Origin of the sequence: Kocuria sp. UBA5001 (genome assembly GCF_002398425.1) — a bacterium.
Lineage (GTDB): Bacteria > Actinomycetota > Actinomycetes > Actinomycetales > Micrococcaceae > Kocuria > Kocuria salsicia.
Genome location: NZ_DGYR01000017.1, coordinates 55,595 through 80,564 on the forward strand (window position 1 = coordinate 55,595; position 24,970 = coordinate 80,564).

The 24,970-nt window shown below is 71.6% G+C and carries 21 protein-coding genes and 1 pseudogene; 16 read left to right on the forward strand and 6 right to left on the reverse strand.

Features of this window, described 5'->3' with window-relative positions; translation table 11 throughout:
* The first annotated feature begins 477 nt into the window (after positions 1–477).
* The 8 genes from B3G12_RS10530 to B3G12_RS10565 all read left to right on the forward strand — a co-directional run bounded on the left by B3G12_RS10530 (position 478) and on the right by B3G12_RS10565 (position 10,293).
* The gene (locus B3G12_RS10530) at positions 478–2,121 is read left to right on the forward strand and encodes a hypothetical protein (RefSeq protein ID WP_290500253.1); all 1,644 of its coding nucleotides are present in this window, start codon (positions 478–480) and stop codon (positions 2,119–2,121) included.
* On the forward strand, positions 2,118–3,284 hold the full coding sequence (locus tag B3G12_RS10535) for an alpha/beta hydrolase (RefSeq protein WP_290500298.1): 1,167 nt from the start codon (positions 2,118–2,120) through the stop codon (positions 3,282–3,284). The genes B3G12_RS10530 and B3G12_RS10535 overlap by 4 nt, the downstream gene beginning before the upstream one ends.
* A complete protein-coding gene (locus tag B3G12_RS10540; RefSeq protein WP_290500255.1) occupies positions 3,281–3,691 on the forward strand; it encodes a holo-ACP synthase in 411 nt (136 codons plus the stop codon). The genes B3G12_RS10535 and B3G12_RS10540 overlap by 4 nt, the downstream gene beginning before the upstream one ends.
* Positions 3,692–3,818: 127 nt before the next feature.
* Positions 3,819–4,070, forward strand: a complete 252-nt coding sequence (locus tag B3G12_RS10545) for an acyl carrier protein (protein WP_094393431.1) — start codon at positions 3,819–3,821, stop codon at positions 4,068–4,070.
* The gene (locus B3G12_RS10550; RefSeq protein WP_144943171.1) at positions 4,063–5,268 is read left to right on the forward strand and encodes an acyl-CoA dehydrogenase family protein; all 1,206 of its coding nucleotides are present in this window, start codon (positions 4,063–4,065) and stop codon (positions 5,266–5,268) included. The genes B3G12_RS10545 and B3G12_RS10550 overlap by 8 nt, the downstream gene beginning before the upstream one ends.
* Positions 5,265–6,206 (forward strand): hypothetical protein, encoded by a 942-nt coding sequence (locus tag B3G12_RS10555; protein ID WP_290500258.1) that lies wholly within the window; start codon positions 5,265–5,267, stop codon positions 6,204–6,206. The genes B3G12_RS10550 and B3G12_RS10555 overlap by 4 nt, the downstream gene beginning before the upstream one ends.
* Entirely contained in the window at positions 6,203–7,291 is a 1,089-nt protein-coding gene (locus B3G12_RS10560; RefSeq protein WP_290500260.1) for a DUF1839 family protein, read from the forward strand. Before B3G12_RS10555 ends, B3G12_RS10560 begins: the two co-directional genes overlap by 4 nt.
* Positions 7,288–10,293 (forward strand): hypothetical protein, encoded by a 3,006-nt coding sequence (locus B3G12_RS10565; RefSeq protein ID WP_414672751.1) that lies wholly within the window; start codon positions 7,288–7,290, stop codon positions 10,291–10,293. The genes B3G12_RS10560 and B3G12_RS10565 overlap by 4 nt, the downstream gene beginning before the upstream one ends.
* A 72-nt stretch (positions 10,294–10,365) precedes the next feature.
* Here B3G12_RS10565 and B3G12_RS10570 read toward each other — a convergent pair whose 3' ends face one another.
* Both B3G12_RS10570 and B3G12_RS10575 read right to left on the reverse strand, forming a co-directional pair.
* Positions 10,366–12,129 carry an alpha/beta hydrolase gene (locus B3G12_RS10570; RefSeq protein ID WP_290500264.1) on the reverse strand — a complete coding sequence of 588 codons (1,764 nt, stop codon included), beginning with the start codon at positions 12,127–12,129 and terminating at the stop codon, positions 10,366–10,368.
* Positions 12,130–12,726: 597 nt separating this feature from the next.
* Positions 12,727–13,722, reverse strand: a complete 996-nt coding sequence (locus B3G12_RS10575; RefSeq protein ID WP_244944831.1) for a hypothetical protein — start codon at positions 13,720–13,722, stop codon at positions 12,727–12,729.
* 123 nt (positions 13,723–13,845) lie between these two features.
* Here B3G12_RS10575 and rlmC point away from each other — a divergent pair, with 123 nt between their 5' ends.
* Entirely contained in the window at positions 13,846–14,982 is a 1,137-nt protein-coding gene (gene rlmC / locus B3G12_RS10580; protein ID WP_144943175.1) for a 23S rRNA (uracil(747)-C(5))-methyltransferase RlmC, read from the forward strand.
* Positions 14,983–15,012: 30 nt separating this feature from the next.
* Here the strand turns inward: rlmC and B3G12_RS10585 are convergent, their stop codons facing one another.
* Positions 15,013–15,552, reverse strand: coding sequence for a gluconokinase (locus B3G12_RS10585; protein ID WP_144943176.1), 540 nt, complete (start codon positions 15,550–15,552; stop codon positions 15,013–15,015).
* A gap of 207 nt (positions 15,553–15,759) precedes the next feature.
* Between B3G12_RS10585 and B3G12_RS10590 the strand changes: the two genes are divergently transcribed.
* Complete coding sequence (locus B3G12_RS10590) at positions 15,760–16,515, forward strand: rhomboid-like protein (protein WP_290500268.1); 756 nt, start codon at positions 15,760–15,762, stop codon at positions 16,513–16,515.
* 82 nt (positions 16,516–16,597) lie between these two features.
* Positions 16,598–17,824 (forward strand): MFS transporter, encoded by a 1,227-nt coding sequence (locus B3G12_RS10595; protein ID WP_144943178.1) that lies wholly within the window; start codon positions 16,598–16,600, stop codon positions 17,822–17,824.
* Between the two features lie 269 nt (positions 17,825–18,093).
* On the opposite strand, the gene B3G12_RS10600 is transcribed toward B3G12_RS10595, so the two are convergent.
* On the reverse strand, positions 18,094–19,533 hold the full coding sequence (locus B3G12_RS10600; RefSeq protein ID WP_414672752.1) for an MFS transporter: 1,440 nt from the start codon (positions 19,531–19,533) through the stop codon (positions 18,094–18,096).
* A gap of 156 nt (positions 19,534–19,689) precedes the next feature.
* The gene (locus B3G12_RS10605) at positions 19,690–20,439 is read right to left on the reverse strand and encodes a sulfite exporter TauE/SafE family protein (protein ID WP_290500271.1); all 750 of its coding nucleotides are present in this window, start codon (positions 20,437–20,439) and stop codon (positions 19,690–19,692) included.
* A gap of 202 nt (positions 20,440–20,641) precedes the next feature.
* Here B3G12_RS10605 and B3G12_RS10610 point away from each other — a divergent pair, with 202 nt between their 5' ends.
* Positions 20,642–21,250, forward strand: a complete 609-nt coding sequence (locus tag B3G12_RS10610) for a class I SAM-dependent methyltransferase (RefSeq protein WP_145011087.1) — start codon at positions 20,642–20,644, stop codon at positions 21,248–21,250.
* Between the two features lie 55 nt (positions 21,251–21,305).
* Here B3G12_RS10610 and B3G12_RS10615 read toward each other — a convergent pair.
* Positions 21,306–22,411, reverse strand: a pseudogene (locus B3G12_RS10615) (type I restriction endonuclease).
* Between the two features lie 320 nt (positions 22,412–22,731).
* On the opposite strand from B3G12_RS10615, the gene B3G12_RS10620 reads away from it, so the two are divergent.
* The 4 genes from B3G12_RS10620 to B3G12_RS10635 are packed head-to-tail and all read left to right on the forward strand — an operon-like array spanning position 22,732 to position 24,837.
* Positions 22,732–23,883 (forward strand): DUF808 domain-containing protein, encoded by a 1,152-nt coding sequence (locus tag B3G12_RS10620; protein ID WP_290500273.1) that lies wholly within the window; start codon positions 22,732–22,734, stop codon positions 23,881–23,883.
* Between the two features lie 51 nt (positions 23,884–23,934).
* A complete protein-coding gene (locus B3G12_RS10625) occupies positions 23,935–24,108 on the forward strand; it encodes a hypothetical protein (protein WP_290500275.1) in 174 nt (57 codons plus the stop codon).
* On the forward strand, positions 24,095–24,520 hold the full coding sequence (locus B3G12_RS10630; RefSeq protein ID WP_186367312.1) for an arylamine N-acetyltransferase: 426 nt from the start codon (positions 24,095–24,097) through the stop codon (positions 24,518–24,520). Before B3G12_RS10625 ends, B3G12_RS10630 begins: the two co-directional genes overlap by 14 nt.
* Positions 24,520–24,837, forward strand: coding sequence for a hypothetical protein (locus tag B3G12_RS10635; protein WP_290500277.1), 318 nt, complete (start codon positions 24,520–24,522; stop codon positions 24,835–24,837). Before B3G12_RS10630 ends, B3G12_RS10635 begins: the two co-directional genes overlap by 1 nt.
* Positions 24,838–24,970 lie beyond the last annotated feature (133 nt).

The window sequence follows — 24,970 nt, forward strand, 5'->3', positions numbered from 1 at the left end:
GCAGATCTGACCTTATCGCCAGAAAGATGACAAATCTGTGTGGGCCCATATAGGTACAACGCGGTAAAAGCGCACGTGGGACCGGGAAAAACAGTCGTGTAAATGTAAAAACACACATTAGGGGACGGCGTCATCGAGCCGTCCTGGGACACGAGTGGCTATGATTTATGAGTGCAAAGCCGTACGCCACTCACGGGGGAACGTGGGGGAACGCGGCGTTCGGGGGCGGGGGTCGGCCGGTGGCGGAGGCGCCGCGCTCGCACGGGGAGACTCCTCCGGCAACGGGGGAAACAGGGAAACGGTGGCACGGCTGAGGTGTTTCCGGGGCAGGACTGGGGAGAATTCATGCGTATTGCCGGACAGGCAAGTTTTCTGACGGGGCACGGGCGCACCATTCACGCGTGGGTGCACGGTCCCGACAGCGACCGTGTCCGCGGAGCCGTGGTCATTGCACCGGCTCTCGCGCGGGAGGAAGTGGTGAGCCACCGCAGCATGCGGCTGGTGGCGGCACGCGCGGCGGAAGCGGGCTGGGTCGTCATCAGGGTCGCCTGGAGCGGCACCTCGGAGTCCGGCGAACGCCCCGTGGGAAGCGATCCCGTGGCTGTGTGGCAACGGGATCTCGAGGTCGCGTTCGGCACGGCCCGGGAGCTGGTGGGGCCGCACCTGCCCGTCCACGGCATCGGGTTGCGGATCGGTGCCGCGGTGCTCGCCACCTCCGAGCTCCCCTTCGGGAAGCGGGTGCTGTGGGAGCCGGTCTCCGGCGCCATCTACATGCGCCAGTACACCGGGCTGCGGCGGGCGAGCGGGTTGAGCCTGCCGCCGGAGGTCGAGGGCGGCGTGGAGATCGGCGGCGCGCACTTCACCGATGCCGAGGCCGCTGCCATCCGCGCCCTGCCGGACCCGCGCAATCTCACGACCCCCGGGCTCGTGCCGGTGCGCGAGAAGGACCGCACCGTGGCCAAGAAGCTCTACGGCGTGGCCGCGATCTACGCCAAGGCGACCCCGTCGGCCATTGCCGCGCTCGTCGCCCGCCTGGACGAGCCGGCTGCGGGCGCCGGTGACGACGACGCCGCGCCACGCGCGGTCTCGCCCGGCACCGCCGCGGACCCGGCCCACGAGACCACGGTGAGTGGGGCCGGGGAGGCCGCGAGCGGCGTCGTCGTGACGGGAGGGACGGCGGACGTCAGCGGCTGGCGGCCCACCACGCACGCCCGGTTCCACGTGGCCGAGTTCGACGTGGACGTGGAGGAGGAGCTCCTCGAGCTGGGGGAGGACCTGCTGCCGGCCACCTACACGCACCCTGTGGGCCGCCACGGCACGGGTGCCGGTGCGGCCGTGCTCGCGCCGCCCTCCGCAGACCCCAAGGACGGGCCCACAGGTCTGTGGGCCGTCCAGGCGCGCCGGCTGGCCGCACGCGGGGTGCCCGCGATGCGTGTGGAGCGCCACCACTGCGGGGACGGTGCCGGGCTGGACGAGGTCAAGGACATCAACCCGTACAAGTACCAGGGGGTCGCGGACATCGACCTCGGCGCGTCCTGGCTGCGCGGGCGCACGGGCGAGGCCGTCACGGGCGCTGGGCTGTGCGTGGGCGGCTGGCTCGTGGCCATGGCACCGCCCACGAGCGCGATGACCACCCGCGTGGTGCTCAACAACGTGGCGTGGCGCGCCGGGGAGCGGTACTACGAGAAGCTCTACCGCAACTGGGACGTGGACGCCGTGCTGGAGCAGCTGCGCACCATGAGCGACGTGGAACTGAACACCACGTGGCGCACGCGCGCCAAGGAACTCGTGCGGCGCCGGATGCCTTACCGCATGTGGCTGCTTCTGGGCCGCTGCAACATCCCGAACGTACCGGAGGTGGTCATGGAGCACGCCTCGCGCAACGCGGAGGTCTCCTTCTACTTCGGAGTGGAGGACGGCGTGTTCTTCGAGCAGGAGCGCGGCGAGGAGGGGCTCGCGCGGCTCACCCGCCGCGGCCGCCGGATCAAGGTGGCCCACGTCCCCGCGCTGGACCACTCGCTGCAGGCCCGCGCCTCGCGGCTGACAGCCATGCAGATCGTCGACGCGGCCCTCGGGCTGAGTCACTACCCCGCGGAAGAGGTGGCCACGTGCGCCGCATGAACCAGGACACCGCCCGGGCGGGCGGCACGCGATCGCTCGGACCGCGGGTGCTCACCGGGTGCACCCTGGGGGCGCTGCTGCTCACGGGCTGCGGCTCCGGGGGCACGGACCCCGCCGCGACCTCCGGCACGGGCTCCACGATCAGTTTCGACGCCGACGCCGCGAAGCAGGTGGGGTTCCAGGATCCGCAGGAGCTGCGCAAGGAGTCGAACGGGATCACCGTCACGGGCGCCCGCGCCCTGTCCCAGCGGGCCGTGGACCTCACGGTCAGCACGGACGCGGTCTCCCCGGAGGCACCGGGCGGGCGCAACTCGCTCGTGGTGATCACCCCGGAGGGCTACGACCCCGCCAAGACCTACCCAGTGGTCTACATGCTCCCGGGCAGCAGCTCCACGGATGCCCCCGCCCTGCAGTGGTACGAGGGCGGGCAGGCCGAGCAGCTCACCGCGGGCATGCCCGTGATCACCGTGATCATGAGCGGCGGCAAGGTGGGCTGGTACACGGACTGGGCGAAGCAGGACACCCTCAAGCAGAACTGGAGGACGTTCCACCTGGACCAGGTGGTCCCGTGGGTGGACTCGCACCTGGCCACGCAGAAGGACCGGGGGCACCGCGCGATCATGGGCAACTCGATGGGTGGCTACGGCGCGGTGCGCTACGCCGAGGAGCGGCCAGACCTCTTCGGGGAGGCCGTGAGCTTCTCGGGCCTGCTGGACGTCTCCTCCCCGGAGGCCAAGCAGAACTTCGAGCAGGCCTCGAAGGAGTCCACGGGGGAGCCCGCCGCGATCTTCGGCAACGGCACCACCACCACGGACGCACAGTGGTTGGCCAACGACCCCCTCACGCAGAGCGGGGACCTCGAGGACGTGACCGTGCAGCTCTTCGCGGGCAGCGGCAACGGCCAGAACGGGGACATCGAGCCCGCCCTGCGGGACTCCACGGCGTCCTTCGCCTCGGAGCTCGGGACCAAGGGCGTGGACTACCAGTACACGGAGTACGGCAAGGAGGGCACGTGCGACGGCGGGCACACCTTCGAGTGCTGGAAACCCGCCGCCGTGGTGGCTCTTGGGCGCTGGGCGGACCGGCTGGGTCTGAAGCGCACCACTTCCGCGCCAGCCGTGGACCCGGCGTTCGAGGCCGTGACCTCGGAGGGCACGTCGTGAGCGCCGTCGACGCCGCCGTGGCGCCCCGCGTGGGCTGCGACCTGCAGGGCGTGGCACCGGTGGCCGAGTCGATCGCCCGTCAGGGGGAGCGCTACCTGCGGGCCGTGCTCGCCCCGGAGGAGATCGCGGAGCTCACCCGTTCGGGAGCGGCTGAGCCCTCGGCGGAATCCGTCGCGGGCCGGTTCGCGGCCAAGGAGGCCGTGCTCAAGGTGCTGCGCCCGAGCCCGGAGGACGCCGTGCCGTGGCCGCAGATCGTGCTGCGCACGGACGCCCACGGCGCACCGAGCGTGCAGCTGCGGGGCACCGCGGCGCGCCTGGCCGGGGAGGCCGGGCTGGGCGGCTGGAGCATCAGCACCTCCCACGACGGCGGGTTCGCCCTGGCCGTGGCGCTCGCCACGGCCTCGTGACCCGGCACCCGCCGCACCCGTGAGACCACCCGGCGCACGACGTCGGGAACAGGACCACCGCGGGGCACCGCACATCGGCTGACCCGCGGTTCAGAGGAATCGACAGTACAACCCAGAAAGGTGTCCCATGGACTCCACCATCGAAGCGACCGTCCGATCCGTGCTCAGCGAGCAGGGCAAGCTCTCCGAGGACGCGCAGAGCATTGCCGTGGACGCGGACCTCTACCGCGCCGGCATGACGTCCCACGCTTCCGTGAACGTGATGCTGGGCCTGGAGGACGAGTTCGACATCGAGTTCCCGGAGGAGCGCCTGACCAAGGCGACCTTCACGTCCGTCGCGTCCATCACCGAGGCCGTGGAAGCGATCCACCATGACTGAGAACAGCGTCCTGACAGAGCAGCCGCGCACCCGTGCGGAGCACCCGGACCGGGCGGCGAGCACCGCCGCCCGCGCGGAGGCCGTGGCCAGGGTGGCCCGCGAGTACGCGGACACCGTGGACGGCGAGTCCCGCTTCCCCCGGGAGACGATCGACGAGGCCCGCGCCCAGGGCCTGCTGGCCGCCCCCATGACGGAGGCGGACGGCGGGCTGGACTACAGCATCACGGAACTGTGCCGGCTGCTGGAGCGGGTGGGGCGCGAGTGCACCTCCTCCGCGATGATCCTGGCCATGCACTACTCGCAGGCACTGTGCCTCACCCGCCACGCGGACACCGAGTGGCTGCGGGAGTTCACCCGCAAGGTGGCGTCCGAGGGGCTGCTGCTGGCCTCCGCGACCACCGAGGTCAACATCGGCGGTGACACCCGCACCTCCACGTGCGCCGTGCGCCCCGCCGGTGACGGCCGGGTGGCGCTGCACAAGACCTGCCCCGTGATCTCCTACGGCGCGTACGCGGACGCGATCCTCGTGACCGCGCGCCGCAACGAGGACGCGGCGTCGAGCGACCAGGTGGTGCTCGTGGTCGAGGCGGCGGACCTGCAGCTGGAGCGCCAGCGCGGCTGGGACGCCCTGGGCATGCGCGGCACCTGCTCGGAGTCCTTCGAGCTGGACGCCACCACGAGTGAGGACGCCATGTTCCGGGTCCCGTTCGAGACCATCTCCGCGCAGACCATGCTCCCGGGCGCCCACTGCCTGTGGGCCTCCGCGTGGCTCGGGATGGCCACCCAGGCCGGGCTCACCGCCCGCTCCGTGGTGCAGAAGGCCGCCCGCAAGACCCCGGGCACGCCTCCGCCGTCCGCGCTGCGGCTGGCGGAGCTGGAGGTGCAGCTGCAGTCCATGACGGACGTCGTGCGCTCCTCCGTGGCCCGCTACGAGGCCGCCTACGAGGACCCCGAGACCTGCGAGTCCATGCAGTTCGCGATCGCCATGAACACGCTGAAGGTCAACGGGGCCGAGGCCGTGCGCCAGATCGTGGGCGACGCCCTGGTGATCGTGGGGATCTCCGGGTTCGCCAACCGCTCTCCCGTGAGCCTGGCACGGCTCTACCGGGACAGCATCGGCCCGTCCGTCATGGTCAACAACGACCGCATTCTGCTCCACACCGCCACCATGCAACTCGTCTCGAGGGGACAGCGATGACCACCACCGACATCGAGCAGGACCTCACCCGTCAGCAGGACACGTTCCGCGAGGGGCTCGAGGCCAACGACTGGCTGCTGCCCACGCTGGGCGACGGTGTGACCGGGCTGGGCCCGCAGGCCGAGGACGTGGTGCAGGGCATCGCGTCGGCCGCCCGCGGGATCGCCGCGCGGCTCTCGCCCGAGGCGGGCACGCGCCGGCTGCGCTTCCCACCCGTCAACGGCACCCGGCTGCTGGAGCGCACCGACTACGTGGCCTCGTTCCCGCAGCTGCTGGGCACGATCGCCGCGTTCGAGGGCGACAACAAGGCCCACCGCCAGCTGCTGGCCACCTACGAGAAGCAGGGCGACTGGTCCGCGCAGCTCACCCCGGCCGGCCACGCGCTGGTCCCGGCGGTCTGCCACCCGCTCTACGCCTACCTCGAGGGCTCGCAGGTGGACGGCACGGTCTTCGAGCTCGTGGGCGAGTGCTACCGCCACGAGCCCAGCCCGGACCCCATGCGCTTCGTGACCTTCCGGATGTTCGAGGCTGTGCGCATCGGCACCCCCGCGGAGGCCGCCGAGCACCGTGAGAAGTGGCTCGCCGCGGGCACCGAGCTGCTCACCAACCTGGGCCTGGAGGTCCAGGCGGACACCGCCAACGACCCGTTCTTCGGCCGCGCGGGCAAGCTGCTCAGCGCGGGCCAGCGCGAGGCGCAGCTGAAGTTCGAGATCCTCACGGAGGTCTACCCGGGCCACCCCACGGCCATCGCCTCGGCGAACCTGCACGAGGACCACTTCGGCGAGGGCTTCGACCTGCGCACCGCCGACGATGCCGTGGCCCACTCCGCGTGCTTCGGCTTCGGCCTGGAGCGCGTGGCCCTGGCGCTCGCCGCCAAGCACGGCTTCGACGTCGCCGCGTGGCCCGCCTCCGTGCGCCAGGAGCTGGGTCTGTCATGACCGCCGTCGCCGAGAGCACCGGTGCCGCCGCGGCCGTCGAGGCCCCGTTCGGGACCGAGGTCCTCGCGGTGCGGGGGTGCGAGTCGCTCTCCGCGGCGACCGTGCCCCGGTCCGTGCTGCACGATCCCGCAGAGCCGTGGTCTCCCACGAACTGCTACATGGACGTGTGGATCGGGCTCACCGCCGCCCTCGGTCTGGACCCGGTGCCCATGCTGGGCGCCGCGTTCAGTGCGGACTTCCTGGGGGACCAGTGGGAGTTCCTGAAACCACGCCAGGAGGACCTCGAGGTGCTCTACGGCCTGGCGGTGGGGGAGTACGACACGTGGCGGCCCCTGGGCGAGCACCTGCAGCTGGCCATGTCCCGCGGGGACGCCCTGATCGTGGAGGTGGACGCGTTCCACCTCCCGGACACCGAGGGCGTCTCCTACGGGCTGGAGCACACCAAGACGTCGATCGTCCCGCTGCGGCTGGACCCGGCGGCGGGGGAGCTGCTCTACCTGCACAACGACGGCGTGCACGTGCTGCGCGGGGAGGACCTGGAGAACACCCTGGGTCCGGGCGCGCGCAGCGGCCGGGTGCCGTACCCCTACGTGGAGCTCGTGCGCGTGGCGGGGGTGCGGCGGCTGGAGGCCCAGCAGCTGTGGCAGCACACGGTGGAGCTGGTGCGGGACCACCTGCGCCGCGCGCCGGGATCCTCCGCCGGGTCGCAGGGCCCCGCGGAGCGGCTCGTCACCGCCATCCGGGAGCACCTGCCGGTGCTGGCCGAGCGCGGCATGGACTACTTCCACCTGTACTCGTTCGCGACCACGCGCCAGGCGGGGCTCACCGCAGGGCTGGCCGCGCACGCGTGCCGGTACCTCGCCGCGGGCGCCGCCCGGTGGCCCAGCGACCTGGACGCCGAGCTCCTGATCGAGGCGGCCGAGGCGTTCGACGCCGCGGCCGGGGCGGCCAAGACCCTGCAGTTCCAGCTCGCGCGCGCCGCGCGGGGTCGGACTGCGCGCGTGGACACGTCCGCGGACGCGTTCGTGGCGGGGCACACCGCCGGTATGGTCGCGGTGCGGGACGCGCTGGGCCTCGGGGAGTGACGGGCTTGAGCGGTGCCGACGTGCTGGAGCGCGCCACCTGGATCCTGTGCCGTTCCGATCCCACGCAGGGTCCGGGCGACACCCTGGCCCTCGGCATCCCCGCGCGCGTTCCCGGAACAGTCTCCGGGGCACTGCGCGACGCCCTGGGTGAGGAGGCAGTGGACGCCGTCCTCGCGGCGGACGGCCCCGAGACCTTCTGGGAGTACCGCACGCGGGTCACCACCGTGGGTGGGCCCCACCTGTTCGTCTCCACGGGCGTGGCCACCGTCTCCGAGCTGATGGTTGACGGGGAGACCGTGCACGCGTGCGACAGCGCCTTCGCGCCGTGGGACGTCACCGTCACCCTGCCGCCGGGGGAGTGCGAGATCGCCCTGCGCGTCCTGCCCCTGTCCAGCGTGGCCGTGCCGCGCAAGCCGCGCGCCCGCTGGCTCTCCCCGCTGGTCTCCGACCGATCCCTGCGCTGGCGCCGCACGCCGCTCGTCGGGGCCATCGACTGGCCCGGCGCTCGCCCCGTCGTGGGGCCCTGGGGCGGGCTCGCCGCCACGCCGGTCACCTCGTCTCCTGACGGCGCCACGCATTCCCCGTCCGCCTCTCGGAGAGATTCCTCGCCCCTTCTTGTGCCCTCTTCTCCCGCTGCCCTCCCGCCCGTTTCCCCGGACGACGCCGCCGCCGCCGCGGCCCCCGCCCGTTCCCGCCCTCTCCCACCGTCCGCGGTGCGCGCCCGGGTCACCCAGGACGTCCACGGGGTGGTGGCCGTGGACCTCGCCGAGATCGCCGTCGGAGCCGAGGGCTGCCGGGTGCTTGTCGAACCGCTCCGGCCCGCAGAGGACGATCCCCCCGCTCAGCGCGTGACCGCGTCGGAAGGCGGCGCCGTCGAGCGTGTCGTGAGCGCCGCGGAGCTCGCGGCCGCCGGAACCACAACCGTCGAGGTCCCCGTGGCCGACCCCCTCCTGTGGTGGCCCCACGGGATGGGTGCCCAGCAGCTGTACTGCGTGCGCGTGCGGGCCGGGGACGAGGAACTGCACGCCCGCGTGGGGTTCCGCACCGTGATTGCAGAGCCCAGGGACGCGACCCACCGCGGGCTGGCGCTGCGCGTCAACGGCGTGCCCGTGTTCGCGCGCGGGACCGTGTGGACGGGGGCGGACCCGTACGAGGTCGCCGCCGACCCCTGCCGCATCCGCCGGATGCTCCGCAGGCTGCGGGACGCTGGCGCCACCATGGTGCGCATCCCCGGCACGAGCTGCTACGAGACCGAGGACTTCCACCGCGCGTGCGACGAGCTGGGGCTCATGGTGTGGCAGGACGTTGATCTCGGGCCTCTGGATCCGCCCGACGACCCCGCCTGGCGGGCCGGACTGCGCCACGAGGTACGGGCGCTCGCCGCGCGCCTCGCCGGGCACCCCTCCACCGTGGTGATCTCCGGAGGCACGGAGGTCATCCAGGCCCCGGTGCTGGCCGGGCGACCCGCCGAGCAGTGGACTCCGGACGTGCTCCTGCGGGACATCCCGGCCACCGTCGCGGAGGCGGGATCGGACGCGGTGGTCGTCCCCTCGTCCCCGTGCTCCGACGCCCACCTCGACGTCGCGCAGGCCGTGGTCGAGCGGGTGCGGGCCGTTCTGGCGCTGCCCCGCGGGGTTTGCGACGAGGACGGGGGCCCGAGCGGGGACGCGCACGACTCGTTCGTCCCGCCCACCCCTGCCACCCCTGCCGCCCCGGCCGTGCCGCAGAGCTCTCCCGTGGATGCCGCGGACGGCGTGTGCCACTACTTCGGGGTGGGCGCCTACGGGCGTTCGCTCGAGGACACCGTGACGCGCGGTGTGCGCTTCGCCGCGGAGTCGCTCGCGTTCGCGGTGCCGCCGGAGCCTGCCGTGGTGCGGGCGCAGTTCGGCACGGACGCCCCGCTGGACGGCGAGGAAACCGAGGCCGCGTGGCGCGCGGGCCTCGCGCACGATCCCGGCGCCGACTGGACCTTCGCGGACACCACCAGCACGTACGTGCACCGGCTCTTCCTGGACCGGGACAGTGATCCGGACGCCAGCCTCGCCGTACCCGCGCGCCCGGTCCCCGAGGACTCGATCCGCGGCCACGCGCGGCGCCTGGAGCTCGAGCGGGCCACCCTGGCCCACGTCTTCCAGCGCACATTCGCTCAGTGGCGCTCCTCGGACTCGCCGTGCCGCGGAGCGCTCGTGCTCTCGGCGGCGTCCACCGCACCGGGCGCCGGATGGGGCGTCCTGGACGTCACCGGCCGCCCGACGGCCGCGTGGTACGGCATGCGCCGGGCCTGCGCGCCGGTGGCGGTCTCGTTCGTGCCCGCGGGCGGGGACGGGCTGCCCGTGCACGTGTGGAACGACCGGGCGCGGACGCTGGAGGCAACCCTGCGGCTGACCGTGGCGACCGTGCGCGGGGGCAGCCAGCCCGCCGTCGACGTTCCCGTGACGGTCCCGGCCCACGGGGAGACGGTGGTGCGCGCGGACCTCGCGGACGGCACGTTCCGGGACCTCGACAACGCCTACGGCTTCGGGGACCGGGAGTACGACGCCGTGTCCGCCGTTCTTCTTGACTCCCACGGTCGCGTGCTGGCACGGGACGCGCACCTCAGCGGTGGACCCCGCCGCAACGACGCCGCGGACCCCGGACTGAGCGCACGGTGGGTGCGCACGGGGTCTGACGGATGGGGTGTGGCTGTCACGGCCGAGGGGCTCGCCCGCTTCCTCGCACTGGACCTGCCCGTTCGGGCGGGAGGGGCGGGTGCCGCGAGAACGGCCCCAGGGACGGGTGCAGTGACGGACCAGCCAGCCGTGGACAGAGTCGACACGGGGACGACAGCGGTGACGGCGGACGCGTGGCAAGAGCGGGACCCGGTGGCCGAGGACGGCTACGTGCACGTGCTGCCCGGCGAGATCGTGGTGCTGCCCGTGGGCGGCGAGGTCACCGGGTCAGTTCGCGCGGCGACGCGCGTGCGAGCCCTCGGCACTGACCCGGTGGCCGTCAGCGAGAACTGAGCCGGTCCCGGCTCCTGTGGCGGTTGAACAACTCTGCCGCGGGAACCGGGACCGTGCCCGTGAGTGCCGTTTTCAGTGCGAGACGCCGGAGGTGGCCGCCAGCTGCTCCACCGTGAACTGCGCCATGGCGCGGCGGGCGGCGGTGGAGAACATGGAGTGGTCCAGAGAGTCCACCACCACCACGGCCGAGCGCGGGCCGATCCGCCCGGTCTCGGCACCGCAGAACTCGGCGTCCAGCGTGCCGAAGACCGCGTTCACCGTGAGACCCGGGACGCGCTCCAGGCGGCGCAGCTCAGGCTGCGGGACGTCGATGATCCCGAGGGTCGCCGCGAGGGAGTTCACTCGGGGGGACGCCGCGTGCGCCTTCGCGCGGGTGCCGCGGACCACCGTGCGCGCCACGTTGCCGACCTGGGTGGTCAGGGTCCGGCGCAGGGAGCCGAGGGCAGAGGCGTCCGGTGCGGCGGCGTCGGCGGAGGACGCGGCAGGGACGGCGTCCGCGGTGGGGTCCTCGCCCGGCACACGCGGGGCGAGCGGGCCCTCCGTGAGGCCCTGGCGCCAGTAGCGCCACGGCTGACGCTGCCACGCCACGTTGTTGATCACGTCCAGGGTGGTGCGGGCGCTGATCTGCGCGGGGAGCTCACGCGCGGCGGCCATCAGGCCCCACGCGCCCAGGCAGATCCCGGCGGCGGTCACGGGGCCATCTGTGAGGGAGGCCACGTGCAGGATGAGCTCCCGACACTCGGCCACCGTGCGGCGGTCGTAGGGATTTGGGTTGCGGGAACGATCCGAGCGGACCAGCTCCCCGGTGTCCGTTCGCTCGGCGAGCAGGCACACGGCCCCGCGGGAGGACGCCAGCAGCGCGGTGTTCAGCCACAGTCCACCCGCCGCCTCCATGACGTCCGAGCCGGGGGAGACCAGGCCGAGCCCGGGCGCGTCCGCGGCGCGCTCCAGCGGCTCGGTGACGATCCCCGGACGCCGGTCCGCGCCGACCGTGGTCCGGCGCAGCCGCACGGTGGTGCCGTCCATCTCCACAGTGGCCTGCTGCGCGGGCTCCGGCGCAGTGGTGTCCTCGTTGTGGGCGGGTGCGTGCTCGGACAGGGCAGCGACGACGGCGCCCGTCACGCCGGGCGGCACGGTGGCCACCCGCGGGTGGACGTTGAGCGGGAGGGGGCCGGTCTCCTCCTCGCCCAGGATGCTGATGCCCCGCGCCGGGTCCGCCGCGGGAGCGGGGACGGTCTTGACGGCCGCGGCTCCCTCCGCCGTGAGGTGCAGGTCGAGTAGCTCGGTGCCCCCCGCAACGCGCGGGGGCAGGCTCTGCCCGGCCATGCGGCGCAGCGCGCTCTGGTGGCGCAGCCACTGCTTGCCGGACACCGGCGCCATCACCACGCGCTGCGCCCAGCCCTCGTCATCGTCCGCCGCCAGGTAGGCGCCGGCCACGCCGATGCCCACACCGTGGACCGGTTGGCCCTGGCCCGCCCAGTCGCGCACCGCGGTCAGGTCCTCGGACCAGTGCTGTGCGTCCGTCACGTCCTTGGAGGCGGGGCTCTGCCCGGTGCCGGACCAGTCGAAGCGCACCACGCACCAGCCGTCCGCGGCTAGGGCGCGCGCGGTGTGCAGGACCGTGCGGGTCAGCGTGACGCGCTCACGCCCGGGAGGGGCGGCTAGCACGATGCTCGCGCCACGCGCCGGCGCGGCGGGCTCGTGGACGTCGACCGCGAGCAGACGGTCCCCCGCGGGGATCCAGCCGTGGCTCACGGGTGTCTCGACGACGGCTGCCCCGTCCGTCCCCGAGCCGTGCACGGGCCGCAGGGCGCGGCCGAGACCTGAAAGCGTCAACAATGGTTTCTCCCCCGTGATCGTGGTGCGTCGAGACCCCGCCGTCGGTGACCCCTCACCGATCTCCCCCGGGGCCGTGAAAACTCGCTCCCGACAGCACATTTCTGTCCTCATCCTAGCGGCCGGGGGCGAGCCGGGGCCGCCCTGTCCTCGCCCCCACTTTGGTGTGCACCCGCACAGGGTGCCCTCGGACCCCGCCTGCGGGTACCTCCCGGGGAGCCCTTCCACGGGTCCCGTTCTCGTGCCCGAGCCGGCGGGTGGCATCGCCGAGTGACCGCCCCTCGTGTGTGCGGCAGTCACCTGGGGTGTCTCCCATGAGTTTGCTGATTGACGCGCGATTGTGGGCGTGTGGCTGCTGCTGTTGCTTCTCCAACTCGTCGTCTGGCAGATGCGCAGTGGGCGCTGATCGGCCCGTTGCTGGCGTCGAACACGGGGCGGCGAGGGCATCCGTTCCGTGACGATCGCCGGGGCCGTCGATAGGAGGAGTCGGCATCCACCATCTGATCCACGACACGGCCGCGCTGCCCCACCCCGGGCGGAGAGCGGCGACCTCGAAGGGCCCGGAGGAGCACGACGTTCCTCCGGGCCCTTCCCGTCTCACCGCACGTCGATCCCGAAGACGCGCTTGACCGCGGTGACCACGTGGCGGCCGTAGCGCTGGGACGAGGGCGTGGAGGAGAACGGCAGGAACCGGCCGGGGGCGTCCGGGTGGGTGATCTTCCCGTGGGTGGGCCCGGAAGTGGTGACCTCGAAGCCCGCGCCGCGCAGCCGCTCGAGCAGCTCCCGACGGTTCGTGGGGTAGCGGGTGCCCCCGCCGCCCGGCTTCGCGCCGGTGCGTTCGAGGGAGTCGGCGGTATCCGCCCAGGTCTCGTCCGGGCGCCGGGCGATCGCCCAGCCGCTGCGGTAGATCCCCACCACGCGGTGCTCCGCGCGCATCACCTGCACGCACAGCTGCCCGCGCACGTAGTAGTCGGTGCGTCCCAGGTCCGCGGTCCACGTGTCCTCGGGCTGGGCCACCACAGCCCGCAGCGCCTGCTCGCTGACGTCCCAGACTCCCTGCGCGTGGACCCCCTCGGCGGGGACGTCCAGTGCGGACGGTTCCGTGGTGGCCGAGTCCACGGTGTAGAACGCGTTCTCGGGTGTGCCGGTCTCCGGGGCCATCCCCGCCCGCAGCCGTTCCACGAACCGGGCAAGCTGCGGGTCCACGGTGAGCTGCGGGGTCGTCGTCCCGTCCGCGTTTCCTGCGGTCTCCGTCCGGTCGGCGCCCGCAGAAGGCACGGACCGTGGGCCCGGCCCCGGTTTCGGGGTTCCACCCGGCGCCCTGCGGTCAGCCGGGGGCTGCCCACCGGAGGATGCGGGCGGCGTCGTGCGCGCACCCTTCGGCCGGGGCCCACCCGCGGGCGGGGATGGTCTGCGCGCGCCACCGGGGACCTGCCCACCGCTGGACGACGACGTCGGCTCCGCACCGCCCGCGCCTTGCTCACCGGCAGCGGCGGGGGACGGGCGCCACGACGTGTAGTCCACCGGGCGCACGCTGCGGGCGGGGTCCGTGCGGCCGCGCATCACGGCGGGGGTGGGGCGCGGGGTGCTCATGGTGATTGTCCTGTGCTGGGAGAGGGGGCTGGAGGTCCATGTCACCGTGCCACGATCCCGGGGCGAATGCCAGGCGCGGGCGGCGTCCCGGTCCCACCGGCACTGCGCCGTACACTCGGGCGGATGGAGTGCGGATACTACAACCGGGACCTGTGCCACTCGTGCACCGCGATCGAGGTGGCCTACGGGCGGCAGCTGGAGCGCAAGCAGGAGCTGGTCCGGGGGCTGGTGGACCCGCTCGGGAGCCCACGCTGGCTGGCGCCGGTGGCGTCCGCGGAGGCGGGGTTCCGCAACAAGGCCAAGATGGTCGTCGCGGGGGAGGTGGGCGCGCCCACCCTCGGAATCCTGGACGGCACCCGCGGCACGGACCTTCGGGACTGCCCGCTGTACCCCGCACCGGTCACCCGCGCCCTGCACGCGCTCGGGGAGTTCATCTCGCGGGTGCGGCTGCTGCCCTACGACGTCGCCAAGCGGCGCGGCGAGCTCAAGCACGTGGTGGTCACCGGCAGCCCCGAGGGGCGGCTCATGGTGCGCTTCATGCTGCGCAGCACCCGCCAGCTGCCCAAGATCCGCGAGAACATGGACCTGCTGCACGAGCTCGTGCCCGCGGCGGACGTCGTCTCCGTGAACCTGCAGCCGGAGCACAAGGCCGTGATCGAGGGACCCGAGGAGATCCTGCTGACCGAGCGGTCCGAACTGGTCATGACGGTCAACGGGATCGGCCTGCGGGTGCGCCCGCGCTCCTTCTTCCAGACCAACACCGCGGTCACGGAGCGGCTCTACGCCCAGGTGGCCGAGTGGGTCAGCGCTGCGGATCCCGTGAGCGTGTGGGACCTCTACTGCGGGGTGGGCGGATTCGCCCTGCACGTGGCGGACCCCGCCCGCGAGGTGGTGGGCACCGAGATCTCCCCGGAGGCCGTGGCCTCCGCCCGGGACACAGCCCGCGCCATGGGACTGCCGGAGGCCGGCCCCGGCTCCGTTCGCTTCCTTGCCGACGACGCCGCCGCGACACCCGCGGACCTGCCCGGCACCCCGGAGCTCGCGATCGTGAACCCACCGCGCCGCGGTCTGGACGCCTCCCTGTGCGCGTGGTTGGAAGGGTCCGCCGTGGGCCACGCCGTCTACTCGTCCTGCAACGCGAAGACCCTGGCGAGGGACCTGCGGCGGATGCCGTCCCTGCGGCCCGTGGAGGCCAGGCTGCTGGACATGTTCCCCCACACCGGCCACTACGAGGCCGCAGTGCTGCTGCGGCGCGGGTGAAGCCCGGGCGTCACACTGGCTGCCGGGCGCTCAGCTGCGCGCGGTCACGAGCTCGCGCAGGTGCACCACGGCCTCGCGCACCATCTCCGCCACCGGCTGGTTGATGTCAAGCACGTAGCCGTCCTCGTCCCCGGCGAGCGGTTCCAGCGTGTCGATCTGCGACTGCAGCAGCGCGGCGGGCATGAAGTGGCCGCTGCGGCCCTCGATGCGCCGGGTCAGCACCTCCAGCGAACCGCTCAGGTGCAGGAACAGCGCGGCGGGAGCCTGGGAGCGGATCTGGTCCCGGTACATGCCCTTCAGCGCGGAGCACGCCACCACGAGACCGTCCCCGCGCTCACCGTGCTCATGCAGGGTGCGACCCACGATCTCGAGCCAGGGCGCGCGGTCGTCGTCGTCCAGCGGCGTGCCGGAGGCCATCTTCTCCACGTTTGCGATGGGGTGCAGGCTGTCCCCGTCGATGAACTCCACCTGGAGCTCGTGGGCCACGAGCGTGCCGATGGTGGTCTTGCCCGAACCGGAGACCCCCATGACCACCACGAGCGGGGCGGGTGCCGGAGCCGCGGCGCTCATGCGGCAGCCTCCGGGGAGAACTCGGGGCACGACGTCGTGACCGGGGTGCGGGCCCTGCGGAGCGACGCGTCGGCGACGGTCGCGGTGCGGGTGGTCTTCATGGGTTTCCTTCCTGCGGTGGACGAACGGTCCGGGGATCACCATGCCACTTTCGCCCGACGCGCGCTCGGATGCGGTGCCAGGGTCCGGCGGGCGCATACTTTCCCAGTGATCACTCTGCTGCTGCTCCTGCTGCTCGTGGCGTTCAGCTACGCCGTGGAGCACTCGTGGCCGTGCTTCCGCCGGATCGGGGCCTGGTGGCTGCGGTGGGGTGAGCCCGTCAAGGACTGGATCCGGCGCGCCCCGCTGACCTACCTCTACCTGGTGCTGCTCACGTTCACCACGTGGCTTCTCGCCAACGCGGATCCCCGGGTGCGCACGATGTTCCTCGCCGAGCAGTCCACCAACCTGCACGAGCTGAGCACCGACCCCGTGACCGTCCTGGTGCGCAGCGCCATGTACGTCTCGCCCCTCGAGCTGCTCATCTGGTGGGTGGGTTTCAGCCTGGTAGTGGCACCCCTGGAGCACCGCTTCGGGTGGCAGCGCGTGCTCACCGGGTTCGTCATCGGGCACGTGGGGGCCACCGTGGCGGTGGCCTGGCTGCAGGTGACGCTCCTCCGGGCCGCCGAGCTCTCCGTCCCGTCACCCGTGCTGATCGACGTGGGCGCGAGCTACGGGTTCTGCGCGCTCGCCGCACTGGCCACGTACCGGGGAAGCCGGCGACGGCGTGTGCTCTGGGCCGCGGGGCTGGTGGCGCTGCTCACCGTGGGACTCGTTCTCGACCTGGACTGGTCCTCGATCGGGCACGCCGTGGCCACGTTGATCGGCTTCGCGGCGTTCCGCCTGGTGCGGCCCGCGGCGGCGGTGCACCACGAGGCGCGGGTGCGCGCGCGGCGGATCTACCAGGAGCAGATGGGGCGCTGAGCACCCGCACCAAGTTACTCACCGGTTTGGGACCTGTCTCTCTCGTCCTCTAGCATGAGCGCGTCGACGAGGGGATGGTGTCATGAGGTTGAAACCCTGGATGCGGGTCAGTTCCGCACTGCTGGCCGTGGCGTGGGGCGGCAACGAGTTCACCCCCCTGCTGGTCATGTACCGCACAGTGGAGGGCTACCAGCAGGTGGCCGTGGACATGCTGCTGGCGGCATACGTCCTGGGCATCGTGCCCGCGCTGCTGATCGGAGGTCCGCTCTCGGACCGCCACGGCAGGCGCACGCTGATGATTCCGGCGCCCGTGCTCGCCATGGTGGGCAGCGTGCTGCTGGCCGTGGGCGCCGAGAGCCTGGTGCTGCTGTTCGTGGGCCGGATCTTCTCGGGACTCGCCCTGGGCCTCGGCATGGCCGTGGGCACCTCGTGGATCAAAGAGCTCTCGGAGCGTCCGCACGAGGCGCACCCCGAAAAGGTCTCCGGTGCCCGGAGAGCCTCGCTGTCCCTCACGGCCGGCTTCGCCCTCGGCGCGGCCGCGGCCGCGGCCCTCGCGCAGTTCGCACCGCTGCAGACCGTGCTGCCGTACGTCATCAACCTTGTGATCTGCGTGCCATCGGTCATCCTGGTGGCCGGTGCGCCGGAGACGCGCCGCGCCACCGCCCCGCAGGGGTCCCTGCTCTCCGACCTCAGGATCCCGGCCACCCGCCAGCACCGCTTCTGGTTCGTGGTGGCGCCCTCCGCGCCGTGGGTCTTCGGCTGCGCGGCCTCCGCGTACGCGATCCTGCCCGCGCTCATGGCGGACGTGGTGGGTCCGGGCTACCGCATCGCGTTCTCGGGTCTCATGTGCCTGGTGGGGCTTGGATTCGGGTTCTTCATCCAGCCCCTGGGCAAGCGCCTGGACCGGGACGGCTCCATCCGTTCGCTCGCCGTGGGCATGGGCGCGGTGATCCTCGGGATGCTCGCGGCCGGGATCGCCGCCGCGACCCTCAACCTGGCCGTGGTGCTGGTGGCCTCGGCGGTGCTGGGCTGCGGGTACGGACTCGTGCTGGTCTCCGGGCTGCAGGAGGTCCAGCGGATCGCGCGCCCGGACGACCTCGCCGGGCTCACGGCCGTGTTCTACTCCCTGACCTATGTGGGGTTCTTCGTCCCCATGGTCCTCGCCCTGGTCTCCCGGTTCACGAGCTACCCGTGGCTCTTCGTCTCCGGTGCCGTGATCGCCACCCTGTGCCTGGGGATCATGGCCTACGGGCGGCGCCACGAGGTCCGGGACCTGGACGCCCTCGAGGCCGCCGCGGTCACGCGGTAGCCGGTACAGCGCCGGCGGTCAGCGAGGCGCTCAGTGCCATGCTCAGCCAGCCCGCCAGGAAGATGGCGGGTTCCGAGCACGGCCACGGTGTCCCCGACGTGCCAGCTCCAGCCCCGGGCGGGCTCCTCGGCAACGACGCCGCCCGGTCGCAAACATGCCGAGGGCCGGGGCATGTGCCCCGGCCCTCGGACGGTGGCCCCGGCACCCCTCGCCCGGCTCCCACGGCGGCGCGGGATGGGCGGTGGGATCCAGGAGCGGATCCCGTCGCCCTACTTCGTGGTGCTGAGACCGCTGTGGTGGGCCATCAGCTTCTTCTCCCGCGGCAGCACGAACAGCAGCAGCACGATGGTCAGTACCACGGAGATCGTGAGCAGACCGTAGGTCGTGCTCCAACCGAACTCGTGGACCACCCAGCCGATGCCCGTGGAGGCCAGGGTGGCGCCGAAGACGTAGCCGAAGAGGCCCGTGAAGCCGGCGGCGGTGCCTGCCACGTTGCGCGCGGACATGTCCAGGGCCTGCAGACCGATGATCATGACCGGACCGTAGATGAAGGCGCCGATGAAGAACAGGAACACCATGAGCAGCCAGTACGGGGTGCCCACCGGGGCGAGCCAGTAGGCCACCAGGAACACGCCCACGCCCACCATGAAGGTGATGCCCGTCCAGCTGCGGTTGCCGCGGAAGACCTTGTCCGAGACCCAGCCGCAGGCCAGCGTGCCGAAGATGCCGGCGAGCTCGAACAGGGAGAAGCCCGCGATGCCCTGCGCCAGGGACATGCCGTGGTGCTCGGCCAGGTAGGTGGGCGCCCAGCTCAGCACGCCGTAGCGCAGCGAGTAGATGAACACATTTGCCAGTGCCAGGAACACCATGGTGGGGTTGAGCAGCACGTGCTTGACGACGATGCCCCAGTAGGAGGAGCCTTCCAGCTCGCTCGCGTCCGCCTCCACCTTGGCGGGGTCGTCGCGGTACTCCTCGATGGGGGGAAGGCCCACGGCTTCGGGGCGGTCCCGGACCATGACGAACGCGAGCACGGCCACTACCAGGGCGCCGACCGCGGGGACCCAGAAGGCGGACTGCCAGGAGCCGCCGGTAATGGCGAGGCCCAGGGCCGCCAGCGCGCCCACGCCCATGCCGCCCACGTTGTGCGCAGTGTTCCAGATGGCCGTCTTCCACCCGCGCTCTTTCGTGGAGAACCAGTGCACGAGCACGCGCCCGCATGGGGGCCACCCCATGCCCTGCACCCAGCCGTTGAGGAACATCACCGTGGCGAACAGGGCCACCGAGGCGGAGACGGCGGGGACGAACGCCACCACCAGGTTGGCCACCGCGGACAGCGCCAGGCCAATCGGCAGGAAGTACCGGGCGTTGGAACGGTCCGAGATGGTTGCGGAGAAGAACTTGGAGAACCCATAGGCCAGCAGCACGGCGTTGCCGATGATGCCGATGCCCACCGTGTTGATGGTGCCCTGCTCCAGCAGCAGCGGTGCGATGAGCGAAATGTTGTTGCGGATCAGGTAGAAGCCCGCGTAGCCCAGGAAGATCCCGATGAACACTTGCAGTCGCAGCCGGGGATAGCGCCGCTGGACCTCGTCCTCGGGAAGGCGCGGGGCGGGCGACGGAGCGGCCATCCACCGCGTGAGCGGCGACATGGTCCTGGCAGTGGCGGTGTCCGCGACAGTGGTCTGCGGGCTGGAGGCGTCAGGGGGCATCCGGTCCAACTCTCGGGTGGTCGTGGGCCGTTCCGGGGCCCGGTGGGAAGAACGGCCATCGTACCCAGGTTTTTCACAGAAACGCCTTGCCTGTGGGCAGGATCGCGCGTGGGAGACGTGCGCGTCATGACGCGCATCCGCGGCGCGACGGGTGCTTCAGCCGAGGAGCAGGGTGGCCGCCCCACGGGCCAGGACGACGACGCCGCCGGCGGCGGCGAGCGCCATCGCCAGTTTCTGAGCCGTCGCCTTCGAAAGGTGCTGGGCGAGCCAGGTCCCGGCGACGATGCCCGCGAGGACGGTGGCCACCAGCGCCGCGAGGGCGGCGAGGGCTGGGACAGGCAGCGTGAAGTGCACCCCGGCGGCGAGCTTGGACACGGTGGAGAGGATGCCCATGCTCATGAACACGGGCTGCATGGTGGCCGCAAAGCGCACCTGGTCCCAGCGCGTCACGCGCGAGTAGACGACCATGGCGGGCGCGGCGACACCCGCGGTGGAGTTGAAGAACCCGCCGATCAGACCGGCCGGGGCCACCGCGGCCCGGCGGGAGGCACGCGGGGTGGCGGGGGAGAAGCGGGTGATGGTCAGCGCCGCGAGCACCACGGCGCCCACCGCGACCTGCAGCCAGGCACTCGGCACCCAGCGCACCACGAGTGCGCCCGCCATGATGCCTGGCAGTGCGGAGGTCACCAGCACCGCCGCATGGCGCCACTCCACGAGCCGGCGCACCGAGAGCGTGATGAGGAACCCGGAGCATGTGGTCGCGGCGTTGGTGGCGAGCACGCCGGCGCCCGGACCCATGAGCAGGGACAGCACCGGGGCCACCACTAGCCCCACCCCGGTGCCGGAGACGCGCTGCAGCACCGTGCCCACGAGGACCGCGGCCAGCGCGGCGAGCAGGACGGTCATGGGGGCTCCTTCGAAGGGGTGCGTGCGCGCGGATTCTGGGGCGCGCCGTCCGCTGGGGCGGTGTGGTTCGGGGAGCTCCGTCGCATGTGAGGGGACGATCATCCCACGCCGTCGCAGGGGAGCGGCCCGGTGGACGGAGTTTCCACCGTAGGGTGTGATCCCAGCCCTCCCCACGTCCCCGGGACGGTCATAGCCTGGAGCCATGGTGGAACAGAGCAAGTGGATGGCACAGGTGGAGCGCAACCCCGGGCACTCGCAGTGGTACGTGGAGCGGTTCCGGACGATGGCCGCTGAGGGGCAGGACATCGTGGGGGAGGCTCGGCTGGTGGACGCGATGCTGCCGCGCGGCGCCCGCGTCCTGGACGCCGGCTGCGGCCCGGGCAGGCTCGCCGGGTACCTGCATGGGGTGGGGCACCACGTCACCGGCGTGGACGTGGACCCCGCCCTGATCGCCGCAGCGAAGCGGGACCACCCCGGTCCGCGCTACGAGGTGGCCGACCTGGCAACCCTCCCGGACCTCGACCTCGGTGCGCCCTTCGACGCGATCGTGTGCGCGGGCAACGTGGTCACGTTCCTCGCCGAGAGCACCCGCCGGGACGTGGTGCGCGGTTTCCGCGCGCACCTGGCTCCGGAGGGTCGAGCGGTCGTGGGCTTCGGGACGGGCCGCGGCTACCCGGTGTCCGTGTTCTTCGACGACGCCGCCGCGGCCGGTCTCACCCCTGAGGTCACCCTGGGCAGCTGGGACCTGCGCCCGTGGCGCGAAGGCGGGGACTTCCTGGTGGCGGTGCTGGGAGTGTCCAGAACAGCATGAAAGAGAGCGTTCCCTCCCCGCGCTCTGCGGAGAGGGAACGCTTTCCGGCCGAGAGTCAGGACAGGAGGCGATCCACAGTGGCGCGGAGTGTGTCGCTGAGGCCGTAGATCTGCTCAGGAGCATCCACCGCGTGGCGGGTCTCGGCTTTGTTCTCGTCGAGGATGCCCACGTATTTCTGATTGCGGTTGAAGTGCAGCCGAGCGATCGTCTTGCGGTTGTTGTCGTCCAGGAGGATGGCGCAGTAGCTCTTGGCATCCCGGTACGAGACGCGAGAGATGTCCACCTGGTTGCACACGATCGCTCGCACAATGTTGAAGGCCGTGAGTTCTTCGGCGGTGGTGATGATCCCGTCTTCGCTCTCCTGCAGGTCCTTCTCCGCCTCGGGCTGACTGGTGAGTTCCACCGCTGCGTCGTCGTCCTGGGGGAAGACCGGCGCAACGGAGCTGGCCCCGAGCGCGGTCGTCAGGCGGTTGTTGACCTGCTCGTTGAGGAACTGCTGCGAGGCCTTGACGACCAACGGGGTGAACTGGTCGCGGGTCTTCTGGGTGAACGAGCCTTCGTAGACCCGGTTCGTGAAGAACCTGATCCAGTCGACGGAGGGGTCCCGGAACTCCGCAGCGATTGCCCGCTTGATCTCCCCCACGTACTTCAATTCGCCAGCCGCATTGATGATGGAGTCGAGGTCGAACTCGGTCTTGCTGAGTTTCTGCAGCTCCGGGATCACTGTGGTGTCGATGTCGAGCAGGTCCAGGACCAGGAAGGGCTTCGCGTCCATGCGGTTGGGAGCGTCGAGATCCGTGTAGAAGTGGTACTTCGCCCCGTTGGTGAGGATCGCGATGCGGGCGTTTGTCACCGCGAAGTACCGGTACAGCTGGGAGGCGTGCTCCAGGGAGAGGGGGGGGCACCTACGTGCTTGCACTCGATGAGCATCTGGATCTGCCCGTCCTGGACGATCGCATAGTCAATCTTCTCGCCCTTCTTCACCCCCACGTCAGCGGTGAACTCAGGAACCACCTCGGACGGATCGAAGACGTCGTAGCCGAGGATCGTGGAGATGAAGGGCATGACGAAGGCGTTCTTGGTCGCTTCCTCCGTTTCCAGGGACGCCTTTTGCTGCGCGACCTTGTTGGCCAGAGCCGACAGACGTTCGGTGAAATCCATGGGGACCTCCGTGGGGCTGTTGGGTGAGTTTGTTTCACCGGGACCGCGGGCTTGGAGCACCGGGGCGGGGTCTCTGCAAAATTAAACCCACCATACTGATCGCCAAAGCAAATTCGCGCGGACGCGCCCGTGGCGCGAGGGCGGGGACTTCCTGGTGGCGGTGCTGGAGGTGGCCAGGGGGTGAGCGGGGAGCCGGACGAACGGGGCAGTCCTCGGCCGCGCGCCCTGGGAACCACGACCGCGAGCCACTGATCGTCCTCTGCACCCTCTAGTCTTGTCCCGAACACATCCTTGGTGGACGACCTGGAAGAGGGAAGCGGATGGCCGCTGGACTGGCCGCACTGCTGGACGACATCGCGGCACTGGCGAAGCTGACGGCGGCGAGCCTGGACGACGTCGCCGGGGCCACCGGGCGGGCGAGCGCGAAGGCCGCGGGCGTCGTCGTCGACGACACCGCCGTGGCACCCCGGTTCGTGGAGGGCGTGAGCCCCAAACGCGAGCTGCCGATCATCAAGAAGATCACGATCGGCTCGCTGCGCAACAAGCTGCTCGTCATCCTGCCCGTGGCCCTGCTGCTGAGCCAGTTCGCGCCGTGGCTGCTCACGCCGCTGCTCATGCTCGGCGGGACATATCTCTGCTTTGAGGGTGCAGAGAAGGTCATCGAGCGCTTCTCCCCCAACAAGCACGCAGAGGAAGAGCCGGCGGCGAACCGCGGCCCGGACGCCGAGAAGAAGATCGTCTCCGGCGCCGTCCGCACGGACCTCATCCTCAGCTCGGAGATCATGGTCATCTCCCTGAACGAGGTCTCCCACGAGCCGCTGCTCTCCCGCACCCTGATCCTCGTTGCGGTGGCCATCTTCATCACGATCCTCGTCTACGGGGTGGTGGCGGTGATCGTGAAGATGGACGACATCGGGCTGGCGCTCGCGAAGAAGGACTCCGAGGGGGCTCAGAAGTTCGGCCGCGGACTGGTCAAGGCCATGCCTGCGGTGCTGCAGGTCATCTCCGTGGTGGGCGTCTTCGCCATGCTGTGGGTAGGCGGGCACATCATCCTCACGGGCATGAACGATCTCGGCTTCACGCCCGTCTACGACTGGGTGCACCACCTCGGAGAGTCCGTCCACCACGTGGCGGGCGTGGGTCCGGCGCTCGCGTGGATCGTGGAGACGTTCTTCGCGCTGGTGCTCGGGGTCATCTGGGGCTGCGTGATCGTGGGTATCGTCCATGTGCTGCCGTTCGGGAAGAAGCACGGGGAAGGCGCGGACGACGACGCCGCGGCCCAGGACGGTGACGCGGCCGCAGCTGAGCGCGCGGCGCCGCCGGCAGGCACGGTTGTCGACACCTCGGATCGCAGCACCCCGGACGACGGTGCCCCGGGCGGTGACGTTTCGGACCGCGGCACCCCGGAGTCACGGGCCCCGGGGGCCGGGAGCGCCGAGGGCGGCTCGACCGCGGCAGACCGTACCGACTGAGCACCGTCCGCCTTTGACGCGTCGCCACGCCCGTCGACACGGAGGGACCGCATGACCCACGCGACCGCCCAGGAGTGGCAGATCGACGCCGTGGACGTGCCGGCCTACCTGGCCGCGCTCAGGGTGGAACCCGCGGCGCCGCCGAACCTTGACCTGCTCGAACATCTGCACCGCGCCCACGTGTCCACCTTTCCGTTCAGCAAGGTGGGAGGTGCTGCTGGGTGAGCACCCGGGCGTGGAGCCGGCCACCGTGTTCGACCAGGTCGTGGTGCGCCGCCGCGGCGGGTACTGCTTCGAGCACTCGCAGCTCTTCTCCGCAGCACTGCAGACGCTCGGCTTCACGGTGCGCCGCGCGCTGGGCCGGGTCCGTTCGCTGCAGAGTGCGCGCACCCACATGACGGTCCTCGTGGACCTCGACGGCGCCCGGTACCTGTGCGATCCCGGGTTCGGCTTCAGCATCACCGGCCCCATTGCCCTCGACGACGGCGCTCGCCGCGTGGAGGGGGGCGTACCTTCTCCGTGGGCCGGGTCCCGGGCGAGGGCTGGCCGCTGTGATCCCTCAACCGTGACGGGGAGATGGAGCACTTGCTGGACGAGTCCACGGTGCACCCGGCAGACGTCCGGATGCGCCACCTGATGACCTCCACCGGCGAGGACTCCGTCTTCCGCCAGCACCTCATGGTCATGCGCCACACCCCGCAGGGGCACGTGACCGTCACCGAGGGCGGGGTGACCGTGCGGTGGCCAGGGCAACGGAGGTCGCACGAGGAACTCGGGGTGGACCGGGTGGTCGGCCTCGTACGGGAGCTGGACGTGAGGGTCTCGGACGCGGAGGCGGAGGAGCTCGCCCGGATCGTGGCGGGCCTGCGAAGCCGACCGGGCGCGGTGACACTGCATCGTCGGCACCCCGGCCCGCGCCGTCGTGCCCATTCAGCTGCACAGTCCGAGGAGTAGGCAAGCCCGCCGGGAGGCCGCTCTGGAGGGCAGTTCCACTCCTCAGATTCAGGGTGCTGCCCGGAGGGTCTCCGTGCGCGCGGTGCCCTCGACTGGAATGATCGGGCTCTGGCCAGGCATTCCTCCCCCGCAT

What these genes read in the sequence shown, in the direction of transcription:
- B3G12_RS10535 (WP_290500298.1), top strand. Translation starts at nt 2,118, where the DNA reads ATGAACCAGGACACCGCCCGGGCGGGCGGCACGCGATCGCTCGGACCG.
- B3G12_RS10545 (WP_094393431.1), top strand. Translation starts at nt 3,819, where the DNA reads ATGGACTCCACCATCGAAGCGACCGTCCGATCCGTGCTCAGCGAGCAG.
- B3G12_RS10550 (WP_144943171.1), top strand. Translation starts at nt 4,063, where the DNA reads ATGACTGAGAACAGCGTCCTGACAGAGCAGCCGCGCACCCGTGCGGAG.
- B3G12_RS10555 (WP_290500258.1), top strand. Translation starts at nt 5,265, where the DNA reads ATGACCACCACCGACATCGAGCAGGACCTCACCCGTCAGCAGGACACG.
- B3G12_RS10560 (WP_290500260.1), top strand. Translation starts at nt 6,203, where the DNA reads ATGACCGCCGTCGCCGAGAGCACCGGTGCCGCCGCGGCCGTCGAGGCC.
- B3G12_RS10575 (WP_244944831.1), bottom strand. Translation starts at nt 13,722, where the DNA reads ATGAGCACCCCGCGCCCCACCCCCGCCGTGATGCGCGGCCGCACGGAC.
- rlmC (WP_144943175.1), top strand. Translation starts at nt 13,846, where the DNA reads ATGGAGTGCGGATACTACAACCGGGACCTGTGCCACTCGTGCACCGCG.
- B3G12_RS10585 (WP_144943176.1), bottom strand. Translation starts at nt 15,552, where the DNA reads ATGAGCGCCGCGGCTCCGGCACCCGCCCCGCTCGTGGTGGTCATGGGG.
- B3G12_RS10595 (WP_144943178.1), top strand. Translation starts at nt 16,598, where the DNA reads ATGAGGTTGAAACCCTGGATGCGGGTCAGTTCCGCACTGCTGGCCGTG.
- B3G12_RS10600 (WP_414672752.1), bottom strand. Translation starts at nt 19,533, where the DNA reads ATGCCCCCTGACGCCTCCAGCCCGCAGACCACTGTCGCGGACACCGCC.
- B3G12_RS10605 (WP_290500271.1), bottom strand. Translation starts at nt 20,439, where the DNA reads ATGACCGTCCTGCTCGCCGCGCTGGCCGCGGTCCTCGTGGGCACGGTG.
- B3G12_RS10610 (WP_145011087.1), top strand. Translation starts at nt 20,642, where the DNA reads ATGGTGGAACAGAGCAAGTGGATGGCACAGGTGGAGCGCAACCCCGGG.
- B3G12_RS10620 (WP_290500273.1), top strand. Translation starts at nt 22,732, where the DNA reads ATGGCCGCTGGACTGGCCGCACTGCTGGACGACATCGCGGCACTGGCG.
- B3G12_RS10625 (WP_290500275.1), top strand. Translation starts at nt 23,935, where the DNA reads ATGACCCACGCGACCGCCCAGGAGTGGCAGATCGACGCCGTGGACGTG.
- B3G12_RS10635 (WP_290500277.1), top strand. Translation starts at nt 24,520, where the DNA reads ATGACCTCCACCGGCGAGGACTCCGTCTTCCGCCAGCACCTCATGGTC.